The sequence below is a fragment of the Clostridium sp. YIM B02555 genome (assembly GCF_022320955.1).
GTDB classification, from domain to species: domain Bacteria; phylum Bacillota; class Clostridia; order Clostridiales; family Clostridiaceae; genus Clostridium; species Clostridium saccharoperbutylacetonicum.
Genome location: NZ_JAKJJY010000003.1, coordinates 428,951 through 444,258, shown reverse-complemented (window position 1 = coordinate 444,258; position 15,308 = coordinate 428,951). Strand labels below are relative to the sequence as shown.

Here is a 15,308-nt window from a genome sequence, read left to right as displayed (position 1 = left end):
GAAATGGGTGCAACCTTCCACTTAGAACCTTCCAGCGAAAATTTCACTAGTCCTGTGGAAGATAAATGTATCTTATCTCGGTAATTGTTCCATAAGTCTAATTCTTGCATTGTATATCTATATTAACAATACAACAAATTTTGATGTTTAGTCAAAAAACCACTAATCAAATTTAAACTGATTAGTGGTTATAATCTCTTTTACATTACTTATTATTCACTTAAATCTTCACCATTAGTAGAAATAACTTTCTTGTACCAATAGAAAGAATCTTTACGATAACGATCTAAAGTCTTCATATCAAATTCATCTCTATCTACATAGATAAATCCATAACGCTTAACAACACCTTCATGAGTTGAAACTAAATCAATTGCAGACCAAGGACAATATCCCATCATATCTACTCCATCTGTAATTGATAAACGAAGTTGTTCAATATGCTTTCTTAAATATTCAATACGATATGGATCATGAATTGAACCATCTTCTTCTAATTTATCATAAGCTCCTAAACCATTTTCAGTTACTATTAAAGGTAATCTATATCTTGAATAAATTTCTCTTGCAGTAGCTCTAAAACCTTCAGGATCAATTTCCCATCCAAATTGTGTTGTTTGTAAGTTAGGATTTTTGAAGCTCTTACATACACCTGGTTCATCCATACCTCTTTGTTGATCTTTTTTACCTGCTGCATCTTTTTCCATATTATAACCTTCAACCGTAGCTGTACTGTAATAATTGAATCCAATAAAATCTGGTTTTCCAGACGCAAGAATTTCCATATCACCTTCTTGAATTTCTGGAACAGCATCAATTTCTTCTAAGAATGACCAAACCAAATTATTGTACTTACCATATACAGCCATATCTAAGTATAACCAGTTACGAATTGCATTTAAATTTTGAGCTGCTAAATTATCTTCTGGCTTGCAACTTGCTGGATAAACTAATGCTATATTAGGAGCTGGACCAATTTTAGCATCTGGAATCATTTCGTGACATAAAGCCATAGCCTTTGCTTGAGCAACTAGCATATGGTGATTTTGTTGATATAATTCTTTTCTTATATTTGTACATCCTTCTGGTATCATTGTTGTACCAATAACATCTCCCATTAAAGTCAATACATTTTGCTCATTAATAGTTAGCCAATATTTAACTCTATCTCCAAAGTTTTCATACATTACTTTTGCAAAATTTACAAACCAATCAATTGATTCTCTTTTAGACCAACCTCCACGTTTATCTAAAGCAGCTGGCATATCAAAATGGAACATTGTAACTAATGGAATAATATTGTGTTTTAAACATTCATCTATTAAATTATTATAATATTCTATTCCTTTTGGATTAACTGCTCCAGTTCCTTCTGGAATTAATCTAGACCAAGAGATAGAAAAACGATATACCTTAAAGCCCATTTCTGCCATTAAAGCAACGTCTTCTTTATAACGATGGTATTGATCTGCACAAACATCTAATTCTGAAGTTCCTTCAGGTACCTTTTTTATATCTTGACAAGATGGTCCTTTACCATCAATTAAGTTAGCTCCTTCAACTTGATAAGCTGATGTTGAAGCTCCCCATAAAAAATCCTTTGGAAAATTTTTTAAATTCTTATGTAACATATTAAAAACCTCCATTTATATTTGTTCTTAATTAAAGTAAATTAAGTCATTATTTTTTGATTCTAATTTCGTTTCTCACCCTTAATATACCATAATCGACTTTCTATTTGTGGTCTTTTGAGTATTTTGTGACAGAAGCTTAGTATTTAAAATTTGTTTTTTTATAAAACATCTTGTTTTTTCATTCTATAATTTAAAAATAACTTATTGTGAAATTATAATTACTAATAGTTGTTTTATTAGCTAGAATAAGATATTTTATTAATAAACCTACAATTTAAGTTAAATTAAAAGAATATGAGTTAACCTAGGAGGTATATTTTATGTTATGTGATTATCATCTTCATACTAACTATAGTGATGATTCTTCCTATATTATGGAAGATTTAGTTAACGATTCTATAGACATTGGTTTAAATGAAATATGTATTACTGACCATGTAGATTATGGGGTCAAATCAGACTGGGATAAACCCGAAAAAATTCAATACGATGGAGAACGCCCTATTGCCAATGTTGATTATCCAAAGTTCTATAAAGAAATAAAGTCTCTTCAAGAAAAATATAAAAACCAAATTAATATTAAAATAGGAATGGAGTTTGGTATGCAAAAGCATACAATTGGTAACTTCCAAAAATTGTTTAATCAATATAACTTTGACTTTATAATACTTTCTTGCCATCAAGTTGATGATAAAGAATTCTGGAACCAAGCTTTTCAAAGTGAGAAATCCCAAAAAGAATACAATGAACTTTATTATCAAGAAATATTACGTCTGGTTAAACATTATAAAAATTACAGCGTCTTAGGTCATTTAGATATGATTAAGAGATATGATGAAATCAGTGAATATCCTTTTGAAAAAGTTAAAACTATCATTACAGATATTCTTAAAATTGTCATTTCTGACGGAAAAGGTATTGAAATCAATACTTCATCACACCGTTATGATTTAAATGATCTAACACCATCAAAAGATATTTTAAGATTGTATAAAAACCTTGGTGGAAAAATCTTAACCATTGGTTCTGATACACATAAAAAAGAGCATTTAGGGGCTTATATTGAAGCTACAAAAAGTGAATTAAAAAAATTAGGTTTTAATTCTTATTGCACTTATGAAAATATGATACCAATTTACCACTCATTAGATGATTAGCATATATTGATGAAATTTAATGATTCTAATCATTAGATATTTATATTACATATATCACTAACTGCCAACAAGGATTTATATTTTCAACGTTGGCAGTTATTATATGTATATATGTATATATTTATTCTTTTCTTAAAATATCTAATGTATGTGCACTTGCTCCAATTAAGTCTGGTCTTTCACAAGTAGACAAATGGTAATCCATAAACAGTTTAAATGTTTCTTCATCCATTGAATTTAAAACAGGTCTCATATAATTTGCTGGACCATCTGCTGCAATTAATTTGATCCTATTTAATTTTACTTCTTCATTTAACTTATTTATATCTTCAATTCTCACATATTCATATAAATCTTCTGGTTCAGATATCACATGAAAGTCCTTACTAAGCTTTCCATTATCAATACTTGCGCGAATATTATTTTCTTTAAAGCCATAAGTAATTACGCTATATTCATTCATGCAATAAGCCACTAAAATAATTCCACCAGCCTTAGTTACTCTTTTTGCTTCTTCTAGTGCTTTTACTTTATCTTCGAATTTATATAAATGATACATCGGTCCAAATACCAGAGTCATATCAAAAGAATTATCCGAAAATCTTGATAAATCCAAAGCAGTTCCTTGCATTGCTTTAACTGAACTTCCTTTCGACTTTAAAATACCCAAATTGTGTTTAACAAGTTCAATTGCTGTAACATCATAGCCTTCATTTGCTAATTGAATAGAATATCTACCTGTTCCTGCACCAACATCTAAAATTTTAGCACCAGCATTATTTCCTAAAAATTCATGAATATACTTCATGGATGTTAAAAACTCAACTTGTGCATACTTTCTCGTTAATCTTTTATCCTCACAAAACTTATTGTAATATTTTTCTAATTCATTTGCCATTTCTTCTGTTCCTTATCTATTATAAATTTTAATTTAAAACATATAAAAATATTATTCATATAATTTTCTATTATTGCCTAGCAATTATTATACTATATTATAGTTAAAATTTATACCACTTATCCAATTTCATCACATTCCTAAATACAAAAAAATACGTTGATTCAAGAACCTCAATTCTATCAATCAACGTGTTAATATTTTATACTAAAATTTATGCATATCTTTTCATAGATTCAACTATATAATTTTCAACTTCTTCTTTAGATATATCAAGTGAAATTGAAAGTTCTCCTAACAAGTACTCCTCTGCTACTTTTAAATATTTATTATCAATAGTAGTATTTCTACTTTTTTCCACAGAACTTTTCTTTTTCTTTGAATACAAGGTTTTAACTATCTTAATTAATTCTTTACATTTATATGTATGTATTATCTCTTTGTATTTTTGTTCACGAACCTTATCGTCAGCAAAAGATAAATCTTCTATTAAATTAATATTATTTATTAAATCCTTAGCTTTTTCTTTTGATATTAGTTCCCTCATTATAATCTTATCACTATTAACTGGAATATATACGATACTCTTATTATCATATACCGGCTGCAATTTATAGTATTCACTTGAGTTATTATCTCTTTTTATATCCGGAACTACTATATCAATAACTCTACATACACCATTTCTAGCACACATTATGTATTCATCAACTTTAAACATAATTTTCACTCCTCAACTTATATAATTGGTAGCATTACAATTTATCTTTATTCTTTACAATTAGATACACTTTTTATTCAATTTTCTTGTACTTACTTATCATAACTAAAACTAATATTATAGACTTTATCTACTTATACCATACACATATCATTAATGTTGCAATCTCTAATAAATCATTTCAGTGCGCATTATTAAATATATTTTAACCTCAAATTTTACTATCTCAGCAAATATTTTTCATTTTATATCCATATATGTATATAAATGTATATAATTTTTGAACAAAAATAATTATAGATAAAACATACCTATAAATGTTACCACATACACCTTTTACATATTATTACTTCTGAATCTCAATTTAAGAAATCGCAAAAAATATTATCATTAATTAATAATGAGAACATTGATAATTAGAACATATATAACTTTAAATTTCATAAAAAAAATTAGTAATTCTAAATATTCGTGGAAAAGATGAGTTACGTATGATACTAGACACTATCTTGAAAATTGTTATTTCGAAAAATCTTTCTCGAATAAAATTATCATGATAAGTAACAATTAAGAATAAACAGATATATTTACGATCAATAATAGTTTCTTATGCAACTATTATTGTAGACTACTTCTACATATTTGTCAAGAAACAAGAATTATTTGCTGGTATTTATGGTATTTTCATTGACATTTATAGTTTTTTTTTATAAAATCAATGTTGCATTTGAAACTTTATTAAAGGGAGCTTTTTTATGAATAATTTATCAAAATTTATATCTGTAGCCCATCGTCGTACTCAGATATTTTATAAGGAGAATCTTGAAAAACTTGAATTAAAAAGCGGTCAATTCATATATATAGTTTGTATCTGCGAAACTCCAGGACAGACACAAGATGAATTGTCCAATAAATTAATTATAGATAAAAGTACAGTTACAAAATTTTTAGGCCAACTAGAAGCAGAAGGATATATAACAAAAAAAATAAATTCATTCGACAGGCGTGCATTTAATGTTTTTCCTACAGAAAAAGCTATAAAAATCTATCCTAAGATTATAGAAATCCAAGATAAGTGGCATAATTTTCTGCTCGAAGGCTTTAGTAAAATAGAAAGTGATGTTTTTGAAAAGTTAATGGAACTTGTTATGGAAAACAGTATTACAAACAGTAAATAATATAAATCATCCAACTCTTTAAAAGTTAAAATAGAACGTAAAATTAACTGCTTAATGCCAAGCTAGCATTAAGCAGTCCAAACGTAGTTGGTTTAATTCTAAATAAAATAAACTTTATTATATTGTTGGGAATTTCAAATCTTTATATTTAATAAATTTTTCTTTAACAGTGGCTAAATTTTCTTCTGTATAGAAACCACCTTGTGTATGCATAATTTCTTTTACATGTTCTTGTCTACCTTTAGTATCTGTACGATCACGACTCAATCCATCTTTTTGAATTACAAACTTCCACTTACCTTCTTCTGTCTTTTCTAAATTACCGCCTGCACCACATACTTGGCATTCAACTGGGAACAATAATCCATCCCATTGTGGTTCTCCTAAAATCAACGCATTTGAATGACAATGTGGACACCATCCCATACCTTCATCACCAAGCCATTTTCTTTCTGCTACTGGTGTATTTAATGATTTCATTATATTTTCACCCATCTTATGAGCACGTTCAAGCATATCATCATGTAGTAAACATTGTTTTGGAGCTGGTACTCTTGTTGCTAAATACATATCTACAACATTAAAGTCATTTGTGAAACAAGTAGCTTGCATACTTTCTAAGGCCATTGACTGCCATGAACGAGTAGAACCCCCTACAGCAATTAAGCCAGCGACTCTATCCTTATGTTCTATAGCTCCAATAGATTCTAAAAAGGCTGATTCATATGCTAAATTTCTATGCATAAATTTAGAAAATGTTGCTGTTGGCATTAAATCATATGTTGGTGCTGATGCAATTATTGCATCTACATTTAACATAACCTCCATAATAGCTTCTTTGTCATCTTTTTTACTTAAAGTACATCCAACATTCTTTCCATTAGTCATACCATGTGTACATGCTGTACAACCTGAACATTCTATAATATTATAATCCCTTAAGTTTATCATCTTAACTTCTGCACCTTGTTCCTGACATGCAAGTAACGCTTCTTTAAGTAAAATTTCAGAATTTGAATCCTTTCTTCCTGCAGTAATTCCTAATACAGTAAACGCCATAATTAAATCTCCTTTTGTAACATTAATTTTTTATATTATTTTTCTACAATATTTAATTTATAAATTATTTTTGACTTACAAAACTAATTCATTTGTTATAATATTAACATGATTGAAAATTGACTACATCAGAAAAAAGTCTGAAAAAAGCACTTTAAATTGTATATAGCTTAGACATTTTTCTAATATGATTATAATTTAGGAGATACTTATGAATGAAAAAAATGACTTAACTAAGAAAAAGTTAGATTTATATGATACTTTATTTTCACAAGACACCATAGATGAAATTCTAAATCAAGCCGAAAGCTTTTTGCAAAATCCTATTTTTCTTTTAGATACAAGTTATAGAATTATTACCCGTTCTAAATATGCTGAAGCTGAAAATTCAAGCATTGAAACTCACAATGGAGAAAATTATCTTATATTTGATACAATTAATCTTATGCAAAAATCTAAGTGCATCGATACAATTTATAATACAAGTAACTCTTTCTTTCATTATTCTGAACAAAATTTAATTTTTTGCTCTGTCAAAATCAATAATATAACTATTGGTTATATTGGTGTTTTAGAAAGCATTCGGAAATTGAAAGAGAGTGATTTAGAATATACGGACATACTCTCCAAGGTTCTATCCATACAAATTCAAAAAGAAAATTTATTTATAAGCAACTCTGGCTTAGCGGAAGAATATTATTTAGTAGATTTATTAGAAAATAAAATTGATAACCTTGAATATTTCAAAAAGCGATTGCAATTTAGTAAATTTAATTTAGAAGAAAATTTATTAATGATCTCTATACCTTTCAAACAAAAATATAACGATTTTAGACATAATTTTGGATTACAGCAATTAATTAATCAATTAAAAAATATATTAGGAAATTCTATAGCTGCATATTACAAAGACATGATCATAATTCTAGTAAGTAATTCTAATGAATATGTGATCACTGCTGAAGATAGTCTCCTAGAATTTTTAAAATTAAATAACTTAAACTGTGGAATCAGTTTTGTTTTTAAAAATTTAAAGTTCATTAAAGACTTCTTTTATCAAGCTATATATACTTTGGAATTATCTTCATCCATGAAAAGCAACAAACATATATATTACTTTGATGATTACGTTGAATACTATATGTTTTACATGGCAAGCAATTCTAATAATGGTTTGTATAAGATAAGCTTAGAAAATTTAATCCATCCTTTTCTTCGAAAGCTTATAGATTTTGATAAAGAGAATAAATCAGACTTATATGAAACTCTTAAGACTTATATAGAAAATAATAGAAATGCAAATGAGACTTCTCACAAACTAAATATACATAGAAGTACCTTCTTTTACCGCTTAAATAAAATTCAAAATTTATTTGATATATCTTTTGATAGTACCAATAAATTACTAAAATTAGAACTTTCTTTTAAACTCTTAACATATAATCAATTAATTAATCAACTAATTAATTAATTAAAATTTATTTACAAGTTTTTTATAATTAAAAATCCATACTCATTTTAAATCTATATCTAAGAATGAGTATGGATTAAATTATTGTATCACTAAATTTTTCCTTACTAACGAATAAAATTAGTAAATGTTTTAGCTTCTCTTTCTGGAATCTCAATTCCAGCTTCCTTACCAGCATTAATACATTTTAATAGCCAGGCCATATTTTTTCCTAAAGTTCTCATTGTCTGCATTCCTTCTAAATCTTGTTTAACTTCTTCAGGAGTATTTCCATGAACCATATTCCAATATTGAGATGATACTATAGGCATATTTGAAATGGTAAAATATTTATTTAATTGCTCAAATGCAGCTGTAGAACCACCACGGCGACAGCTTACAATTGCTGCGCCAGGCTTATTTGCAAGAAATTTACCATAAGAATAGAAAAATCTATCTAATACTGAGGTTATTGCTCCAGAGGCAGCAGCATAATGTACAGGTGAACCAAAGATAAATCCATCACATTCTTTGGCTTTTTCTATAATCTCATTTACACAATCATCATTAAATACACACTTATTACTTTCTCTGCATCCACCACAACCTATACAGCCTCTTATTGGTTTATTTCCTACATTAAAAATCTCAGTTTCTATATTTTCCTCTTCTAATTCTTTTACAATTTCACTTAAAGCTGTATAAGTACAACCTTTATCCTTAGGGCTTCCATTAATAAGCAATACTTTCATTAAAAACACCTCTTCTTATTATATATAATTACATAATACCAAAATACCGCAAATTCAATTGAACATGCGGTATCAAGGCCCTTTTATCATCAAATTATGCCATACAATTTTATGTATTTGATTTTAAGTTCTCCATACATTCTTCACAGATAAATACACCTTTATATTGGGTAATGCTTTTCATATTACCGCAAAAAGTACATCCAGGAGCATATTTTCTTAATATTACTGTATTTTCATCTTTAAAAATTTCTAACGAATCTCCTACAGCAATAGAAAGTAATTCTCTTGTTTCTTTTGGAATTACAACTCTTCCAAGTTCATCAACTTTTCTTACAATTCCTGTTGATTTCATATCGTCTTCCCTCCTAATTATATTATATTATTACTATAATATATAAATTAGTATATTAAAAGTATTATTTTTTCAATTTTTGGTAAAACATTCCTTTTTTCAATAAAACTTAATAATTTATTAATAATATTCATCTTAAATTAATTATATTAATTTTAAAAGAATTTTTATTAAGTTCTATAAATAAAACCATACATATAAAATACTTTATAAGTATGGCTTAAACTTTTATAGTGATTTCTATAGTTATTTATCTCTAAATTGTATAGTCTCTAGATTGTTCTAATTTTTCTCCATTAGTACTATGAAATGCAATTCTTCTGTAAATTTCAAACTTAGTCCATTTTCTCAAAAAAGTTCCTGGAGAATTTTCATTACTATTTTTGTATTCTTCTAAGAAACTTGCTACTTCCTCAGTAGAATACGCGTTTACTCCAAAGCCTCTTCCATTAATTATTGGAATTTCCTGATACTCATAAGTATCGATTGATTTAATATCAGTAATTCTTTTATTTCTAACCTCAATTGCAATCCAATCACGAAGAATTAATATATCAAAATTCTCAGGATATTCATAACTATCACCTTTTATAGGAAGTTCATCACCAACAGTATAAATTTTTTCTTCTGCTTTATATTTAAATATAGACGAAGTTTCCGCTTCATAATAAAATTCCTCAAAAAGCTCTCCTCTTGCTTTTAGTTCTTTATATCCAAAAGTAAACTTTTCATTTTTAATCTCATTATTATTAATACCTTCTATAACACCACACGCTGATGTCATATTAGTAATACGATCTATTAAAATAAGCTCTCCTAAAGTTTTATGTGCATCAAATTTATCTACTACAATCTTTTCAGAAAGTAAAATATCACATGCTGCTATTTCGTTTTTAGTTAAAACATTAGTAGGCAAGTGTTCTCCTGTGTTAACATCTATTTTACATTTAACCTCTGTAACAACACCAGTTAACATCTTTGTTCCAACTTTGACAAAATACTCTTTCCCTGCTGTTAATTCTGAATCATCCATCCAAAGAATTTTTGTACTAAAGGATTTACTAGTTCCAATACTTGAGTCTTTTGTAAGCACACATCCTCTAGATACATCTACTTCCTTATTAAGTTGTATTGTAACAGCCTGTCCTTTTCCTGCACTTTGAGAGTCTTTGTTTGTAATATGAATGCTTTTTACTAAGGCCCTCTCATTACTAGGAAGAGTTACAATTTCATCTCCTACAGAAATACTACCAGCTTCAATTTCCCCTTGGAAGCCTCTAAAAGTATGATTAGGTCTACATACTCTTTGGACTGGCATATAGAATCCTTCTTCTGACTTTGTATTGATATCTACATTTTCTAAATATGGTAAAAGGGCATCTCCATCATACCATGGTGTATTTTTTGATTTCTTTGTAACATTATCACCTTCAGTAGCTGATACTGGTATTATATAAACATTCTCTAAAGAAAGTTCTTCTGCTAAACCTTTAATTTGTGCTTCAATTTCTAAGAATCTTTCCTCGCTATATCCTACTAAATCCATTTTGTTTACTGCAAACACAAAGTTTTTTACACCCATTAAAGAACATATTCTTGCATGTCTTCTTGTTTGTACTAATACTCCTTGCTTTGCATCTAACAATATTATAGAAAGTTCTGCAAAAGATGCTCCAACAGCCATGTTTCTAGTATATTCTTCATGTCCTGGAGTATCTGCTACAATAAAGCTTCTATTATCAGTTGTAAAGTAACGATATGCAACATCAATTGTAATTCCCTGCTCACGTTCTGCCATTAAACCATCTAATAATAGAGAATAATCTATTGCTCCACCTCTGCTACCAACCTTACTATCTAATTCTAAAGCTTTTTCCTGATCTGCATATAAAAGCTTTGAATCATATAAAATATGTCCTATAAGAGTAGATTTACCATCATCTACGCTACCACATGTTATAAACTTTAATAAACTCTTCATCTTAGAAATACCCCTCTCTCTTTCTTCTTTCCATACTGCCTGCTGCTTCATTATCGATAACTCTAGTCGTTCTTTCAGATGATACAGCACTAAGGGTTTCTTCAATTATTGCATCTAAAGTAACTGCATCTGATTCAAAACCACCTGTTAATGGATAACAACCAAGGGTTCTAAATCTTATCTTTTTGTGTTCTACCTTTTCGCCTGGTAATAACTTTAATCTATCATCATCAACCATAATGATATTTCCATCACGTTCAATACATGGTCTTTCTTTTGCATAATACAAAGGAACTATATCAATATTTTCACGCTTTATATATTGCCAAATATCGCTTTCAGTCCAGTTTGAAATTGGAAATACTCTCATACTTTCACCTTTATTAATTTTAGTATTATAAAGTTTCCACATTTCTGGTCTCTGATTTTTAGGATCCCAGGCTTGTGCTTCATTTCTAAAAGAGAAAATTCTTTCCTTCGCACGAGATTTTTCTTCATCACGACGGCCACCACCAAAGGCTGCTGTAAAGCCATATTTACTTAAACCTTGTTTTAAAGCCTGTGTTTTCATGATATCAGTATAAGCTGATCCATGGTCAAAAGGATTAATTCCTTGCTTTATACCATCGTCATTTGAATGAACAATCATCTCAATTCCTAATTTTTCTGCTGTCTTATCACGAAATTCAATCATTTCTTTAAACTTCCATGTAGTATCAATATGCATAAAAGGAAATGGTGGCTTTTCAGGATAAAATGCTTTCATTGCAAGGTGTAGCATAACAGAACTATCTTTACCAATAGAATATAACATTACTGGCTTTTCACATTCTGCTGCTACCTCTCTAATAATATAAATTGCTTCTGCTTCTAATTTGTCAAGATGTGATAATTCACTCATTAGTAATCCCCCTGTTTTATTAAAATTTATTATGCTTAATGCTTTAACCTGCATTTTAGGTAAAAAACTCCTAATTGTGCTGCGTACTTTTTTATATATAATATTTCCAATCTCTTTTCCAAAAAGCCCTAGGCTTTTCAACCATACCTATAAACTGCTTCCTAGTATTCGTTGGAGTTTTTCTTATTAACCTCTATTATTTTTTTCTCTCCATGACTCTTTTCAATTATCCAAGACATAATATCCTTATCTTCTTTTACATAAAGCAGACTTCCTTTTCCACCCATGTCAGCACCTAAATAGTACTTTATAGCAAGAGCTTTACATTCTTTTATACAAGATGCACAGCCCCAACAATCTTTAGGGTATTTGATGATTGCTTTATTATCTTCATCCATAGTTATTAAATTTCCTGGACAAACATTTTTGCATTTTGTACAACCTACGCAGAGATTTTTATCAATTTTAATGCTCATATTTATCACCACCATTTATTAAATCTCTAAAGATTATTTTTACTTTTCCATCTTCAAATTTAGAATTAACATACTTTAACCATTTGTCATCATCTTTTTCTGGATAATCTAGGTTTTCTCCAAAGCTATGCCATCTAGTTTCTTTTCTTGCTCTTAAGTGAGCTATAACAGTTTTACAAACTGTTAGTCTCTCTTTTAATTCAAAGACTTTCATCAACTCATACATATCTTCAGCTTTTAAATTTTCACTTAAAGATTCAAGGTTTTCTATTTTTTCTTCAGCTAAGTTTAATTGCGTCTCATTATATTGATAATGACTTCCTATTCCACCAGCATAAGTATCCATTACTTTTTGCATAGCTTCTTCTAAGTCATCAATACCAAATAAATCTTTTTCATTATTTAAGAACTTATTAATATAATTAACTTTATCTTTTATAACTTCTTCTTTAATCTCTTTATTTTCTTTTCCATCTATATAATTTAAAGCTGCTAACGCTGCTATTTCACCTTCAACTAAAGCTCCAGTTACATATTTTTGTGGACATCCTCCTGCTACATCTCCTGCTGCATAAAGACCTTTAATTGTTGTGCTTCTATCAGTATCAACCCAATATCCACTTGCTGTATGACCTCCAACAATATATGGTTCAGTACCTTCTATCTCAACATTATCTTCACTTGGTCCCTTGCCATTTTCAATCCATTTTAAAGTTTGGCTTGGAGACATGTTAAGATATGCCTTCATTAAATCTTCATCTTGTTTCTTTGTTATTCCTTCAGTTTTTAAATAACAAGGCCCTCTTCCTTCTAAAGTCTCTTTAACTGTTCCATATACTCTTTGAGCTGTAGTATTTCCGTATTTATATTGATATTCTTCGCCTAAAGCATTTACCTGTTCTGCTCCAACTCCTTGAGCTAAAGTTCCAGTAGGCGATATAGTATCCTTACACCTTAAAGCTATAAATCTCATTTCAAAAGTTGTCATTTCTGCTCCAGCTTTTATTCCCATAGCAAAACCTGCACCTGTATTAAATGGACTATACCACATTTTATGTCTTGAGAAACCAGGATTATTGGGTTTGTATAATCCAGCTGCTCCTCCTGTTGCACAAATTACTGCCTTTGCTTCTATTACATAAAATATATCTTCATGGACTGATGCAGCATAAGCACCTACTATTTCATTGTCTTCTACTATATACTCAATTGCATTTACTCCATTTAAAACATTAATATTTGAATGTTTTGTAACTTCATTTGCTAATAATGGTTTTATATTCTCACCATTAATTTTTATATTTCTGTTCCCTCTAGCTACATATTCGCCATTTTCATCTTTTAATATTACGAGTCCAAAGTCTTCAAGTCTTTTAGTAACCTTATTTAGATTTTCTGACATTGTTAAAAGCAAGTCTTCTCTAACTATTTCTTCTGCATCTTGTTTTGCATAATCAACATAATCCTGTGGATTTCTTCCCTTTACAATGTACGCATTAAGTGCATTAACACCAGCTGCTAAGCAGCCACTTCGCTTTATGTTAGCCTTGTCCAAAACTATAACGCTCTTATTAGAATTTTCAGCTATGGTAATTGCTCCATAACATCCTGCTGTCCCACCACCAATGATTAAGACATCAGTTTGAAGTTTTTCTATTTTCATGCTTTATCCTCCTTAGGAATTTTAAATAAATACTGACATCTCTTGTGTCTTTATTTTATTTTCAATTACTTTTGCATTTTTATCATTGAAAGCATATACCCTATGAATTAAAACCAAAACTTCTTCTCCAATTTTTAATGGTTCTTCTTCTAAGCTTCTGTATCCGCTTAATAACTGCTCTCCAATTTGAACATCTACTTCAATATTACTTCCTCTAAAGGCTGTTCCTTTTACAATTCCTTTTTCAGCTGCAAGAGGAGTTAATATTTCAGAATCATTTTTAGCCAATTGTATAAACTCAGGTCTAACTATAGCTTTTGTTTCTCTAACATCATCTTCAAAACCTTTTAATTTGGTGTAATCTTCTATAAGATTAGATTCTCCTATAAATTGTGCTACAAATGGTGTTTTAGGATTTTTATAGATTTCAACTGGAGTTCCTTTTTGCTCTATTTTCCCTTTGTTTGTTATTATTATTTCATCTGCTACTTCTACAGCTTCATCTTGATCATGGGTTACAAAGATACTTGTAATTCCAAGCTTGGATATGGTTTCTCTAAGCCAGCTTCGAAGTTCTTTTCTAACCTTTGCATCTATGGCAGCAAAAGGTTCATCTAATAATAATAATTTTGGATTTGGTGCAAGGGCTCGTGCAAAAGCTACACGCTGTCTCTGTCCTCCAGATAATTGGCCAGGATATCTTTTTTCAAGCCCTTTAAGTCCAATAAGTTCTATAAGCTCCATAACTCTTTTCTGTATTTCATCCTTTTTAGCTTTTTGTATTACAAGTCCAAATGCTACATTATCATATACTGTCATATGTCTAAATAAAGCATAACTTTGAAACACAAACCCAATGCCTCTTTTTCCTGGTTCAACATCATTAACTTTTTCCCCATTTATAATAATGTCACCGCTATCTGGAGTTTCAAGGCCAGCAATCATCCTAAGTATTGTAGTTTTTCCACTTCCACTTGGACCTAAAAGCCCTATTAATTTGCCTTGCTCTATTTTAAAGTTAACATTATCAGACGCTTTAAAATCTGCAAATGTTTTATTTACATTTTTCAGCTCAACATACAT

Annotated in this window: 14 protein-coding genes; 3 read left to right on the top strand and 11 right to left on the bottom strand. The window is 29.1% G+C overall.

Translation table 11 applies throughout. The features are described from left to right. Nucleotides 1-212: 212 nt before the first annotated feature. On the bottom strand, nucleotides 213-1,631 hold the full coding sequence (locus L3B98_RS07595; protein WP_238916163.1) for a glycoside hydrolase family 1 protein: 1,419 nt from the start codon (nucleotides 1,629-1,631) through the stop codon (nucleotides 213-215). Between the two features lie 323 nt (nucleotides 1,632-1,954). Here L3B98_RS07595 and L3B98_RS07590 point away from each other — a divergent pair, with 323 nt between their 5' ends. Continuing rightward, nucleotides 1,955-2,791 (top strand): histidinol-phosphatase HisJ family protein, encoded by an 837-nt coding sequence (locus tag L3B98_RS07590; RefSeq protein ID WP_238916162.1) that lies wholly within the window; start codon nucleotides 1,955-1,957, stop codon nucleotides 2,789-2,791. A gap of 121 nt (nucleotides 2,792-2,912) precedes the next feature. On the opposite strand, the gene L3B98_RS07585 is transcribed toward L3B98_RS07590, so the two are convergent. Next, nucleotides 2,913-3,689, bottom strand: a complete 777-nt coding sequence (locus L3B98_RS07585) for a class I SAM-dependent methyltransferase (protein ID WP_238916161.1) — start codon at nucleotides 3,687-3,689, stop codon at nucleotides 2,913-2,915. 214 nt (nucleotides 3,690-3,903) lie between these two features. After that, nucleotides 3,904-4,410: a CarD family transcriptional regulator gene (locus L3B98_RS07580; protein ID WP_238916160.1), complete on the bottom strand. Its 507-nt coding sequence runs from the start codon at nucleotides 4,408-4,410 to the stop codon at nucleotides 3,904-3,906. 755 nt (nucleotides 4,411-5,165) lie between these two features. Between L3B98_RS07580 and L3B98_RS07575 the strand changes: the two genes are divergently transcribed. Next, nucleotides 5,166-5,588, top strand: a complete 423-nt coding sequence (locus tag L3B98_RS07575; protein ID WP_238916159.1) for a MarR family winged helix-turn-helix transcriptional regulator — start codon at nucleotides 5,166-5,168, stop codon at nucleotides 5,586-5,588. 117 nt (nucleotides 5,589-5,705) lie between these two features. On the opposite strand, the gene L3B98_RS07570 is transcribed toward L3B98_RS07575, so the two are convergent. Then, nucleotides 5,706-6,647 (bottom strand): flavodoxin family protein, encoded by a 942-nt coding sequence (locus L3B98_RS07570; RefSeq protein ID WP_238916158.1) that lies wholly within the window; start codon nucleotides 6,645-6,647, stop codon nucleotides 5,706-5,708. A gap of 211 nt (nucleotides 6,648-6,858) precedes the next feature. On the opposite strand from L3B98_RS07570, the gene L3B98_RS07565 reads away from it, so the two are divergent. Next, on the top strand, nucleotides 6,859-8,118 hold the full coding sequence (locus L3B98_RS07565; protein ID WP_238916157.1) for a helix-turn-helix domain-containing protein: 1,260 nt from the start codon (nucleotides 6,859-6,861) through the stop codon (nucleotides 8,116-8,118). A 107-nt stretch (nucleotides 8,119-8,225) separates the two neighbouring features. On the opposite strand, the gene L3B98_RS07560 is transcribed toward L3B98_RS07565, so the two are convergent. The 7 genes from L3B98_RS07560 to L3B98_RS07530 form a co-directional block, all read right to left on the bottom strand. Next, complete coding sequence (locus L3B98_RS07560) at nucleotides 8,226-8,849, bottom strand: flavodoxin family protein (protein ID WP_015393059.1); 624 nt, start codon at nucleotides 8,847-8,849, stop codon at nucleotides 8,226-8,228. Nucleotides 8,850-8,958: 109 nt separating this feature from the next. Then, nucleotides 8,959-9,204 (bottom strand): AbrB/MazE/SpoVT family DNA-binding domain-containing protein, encoded by a 246-nt coding sequence (locus tag L3B98_RS07555; protein WP_015393058.1) that lies wholly within the window; start codon nucleotides 9,202-9,204, stop codon nucleotides 8,959-8,961. 256 nt (nucleotides 9,205-9,460) lie between these two features. Further along, entirely contained in the window at nucleotides 9,461-11,185 is a 1,725-nt protein-coding gene (locus L3B98_RS07550; protein WP_238916156.1) for a GTP-binding protein, read from the bottom strand. Between the two features lies 1 nt (nucleotide 11,186). Beyond that, nucleotides 11,187-12,086: a sulfate adenylyltransferase subunit CysD gene (gene cysD / locus L3B98_RS07545; RefSeq protein ID WP_238916155.1), complete on the bottom strand. Its 900-nt coding sequence runs from the start codon at nucleotides 12,084-12,086 to the stop codon at nucleotides 11,187-11,189. 161 nt (nucleotides 12,087-12,247) lie between these two features. Beyond that, complete coding sequence (locus L3B98_RS07540; RefSeq protein WP_015393055.1) at nucleotides 12,248-12,562, bottom strand: ferredoxin family protein; 315 nt, start codon at nucleotides 12,560-12,562, stop codon at nucleotides 12,248-12,250. After that, nucleotides 12,552-14,225, bottom strand: a complete 1,674-nt coding sequence (locus L3B98_RS07535) for an adenylyl-sulfate reductase subunit alpha (protein ID WP_238916154.1) — start codon at nucleotides 14,223-14,225, stop codon at nucleotides 12,552-12,554. The genes L3B98_RS07540 and L3B98_RS07535 overlap by 11 nt, the downstream gene beginning before the upstream one ends. Before the next feature lie 21 nt (nucleotides 14,226-14,246). Further along, nucleotides 14,247-15,308 carry an ABC transporter ATP-binding protein gene (locus L3B98_RS07530; RefSeq protein ID WP_015393053.1) on the bottom strand — a complete coding sequence of 354 codons (1,062 nt, stop codon included), beginning with the start codon at nucleotides 15,306-15,308 and terminating at the stop codon, nucleotides 14,247-14,249.

What these genes read in the sequence shown, in the direction of transcription:
- cysD (WP_238916155.1), bottom strand. Translation starts at nt 12,086, where the DNA reads ATGAGTGAATTATCACATCTTGACAAATTAGAAGCAGAAGCAATTTAT.
- L3B98_RS07555 (WP_015393058.1), bottom strand. Translation starts at nt 9,204, where the DNA reads ATGAAATCAACAGGAATTGTAAGAAAAGTTGATGAACTTGGAAGAGTT.
- L3B98_RS07580 (WP_238916160.1), bottom strand. Translation starts at nt 4,410, where the DNA reads ATGTTTAAAGTTGATGAATACATAATGTGTGCTAGAAATGGTGTATGT.
- L3B98_RS07550 (WP_238916156.1), bottom strand. Translation starts at nt 11,185, where the DNA reads ATGAAGAGTTTATTAAAGTTTATAACATGTGGTAGCGTAGATGATGGT.
- L3B98_RS07565 (WP_238916157.1), top strand. Translation starts at nt 6,859, where the DNA reads ATGAATGAAAAAAATGACTTAACTAAGAAAAAGTTAGATTTATATGAT.
- L3B98_RS07585 (WP_238916161.1), bottom strand. Translation starts at nt 3,689, where the DNA reads ATGGCAAATGAATTAGAAAAATATTACAATAAGTTTTGTGAGGATAAA.
- L3B98_RS07570 (WP_238916158.1), bottom strand. Translation starts at nt 6,647, where the DNA reads ATGGCGTTTACTGTATTAGGAATTACTGCAGGAAGAAAGGATTCAAAT.
- L3B98_RS07575 (WP_238916159.1), top strand. Translation starts at nt 5,166, where the DNA reads ATGAATAATTTATCAAAATTTATATCTGTAGCCCATCGTCGTACTCAG.
- L3B98_RS07530 (WP_015393053.1), bottom strand. Translation starts at nt 15,308, where the DNA reads ATGTATGTTGAGCTGAAAAATGTAAATAAAACATTTGCAGATTTTAAA.
- L3B98_RS07595 (WP_238916163.1), bottom strand. Translation starts at nt 1,631, where the DNA reads ATGTTACATAAGAATTTAAAAAATTTTCCAAAGGATTTTTTATGGGGA.
- L3B98_RS07560 (WP_015393059.1), bottom strand. Translation starts at nt 8,849, where the DNA reads ATGAAAGTATTGCTTATTAATGGAAGCCCTAAGGATAAAGGTTGTACT.
- L3B98_RS07535 (WP_238916154.1), bottom strand. Translation starts at nt 14,225, where the DNA reads ATGAAAATAGAAAAACTTCAAACTGATGTCTTAATCATTGGTGGTGGG.
- L3B98_RS07590 (WP_238916162.1), top strand. Translation starts at nt 1,955, where the DNA reads ATGTTATGTGATTATCATCTTCATACTAACTATAGTGATGATTCTTCC.
- L3B98_RS07540 (WP_015393055.1), bottom strand. Translation starts at nt 12,562, where the DNA reads ATGAGCATTAAAATTGATAAAAATCTCTGCGTAGGTTGTACAAAATGC.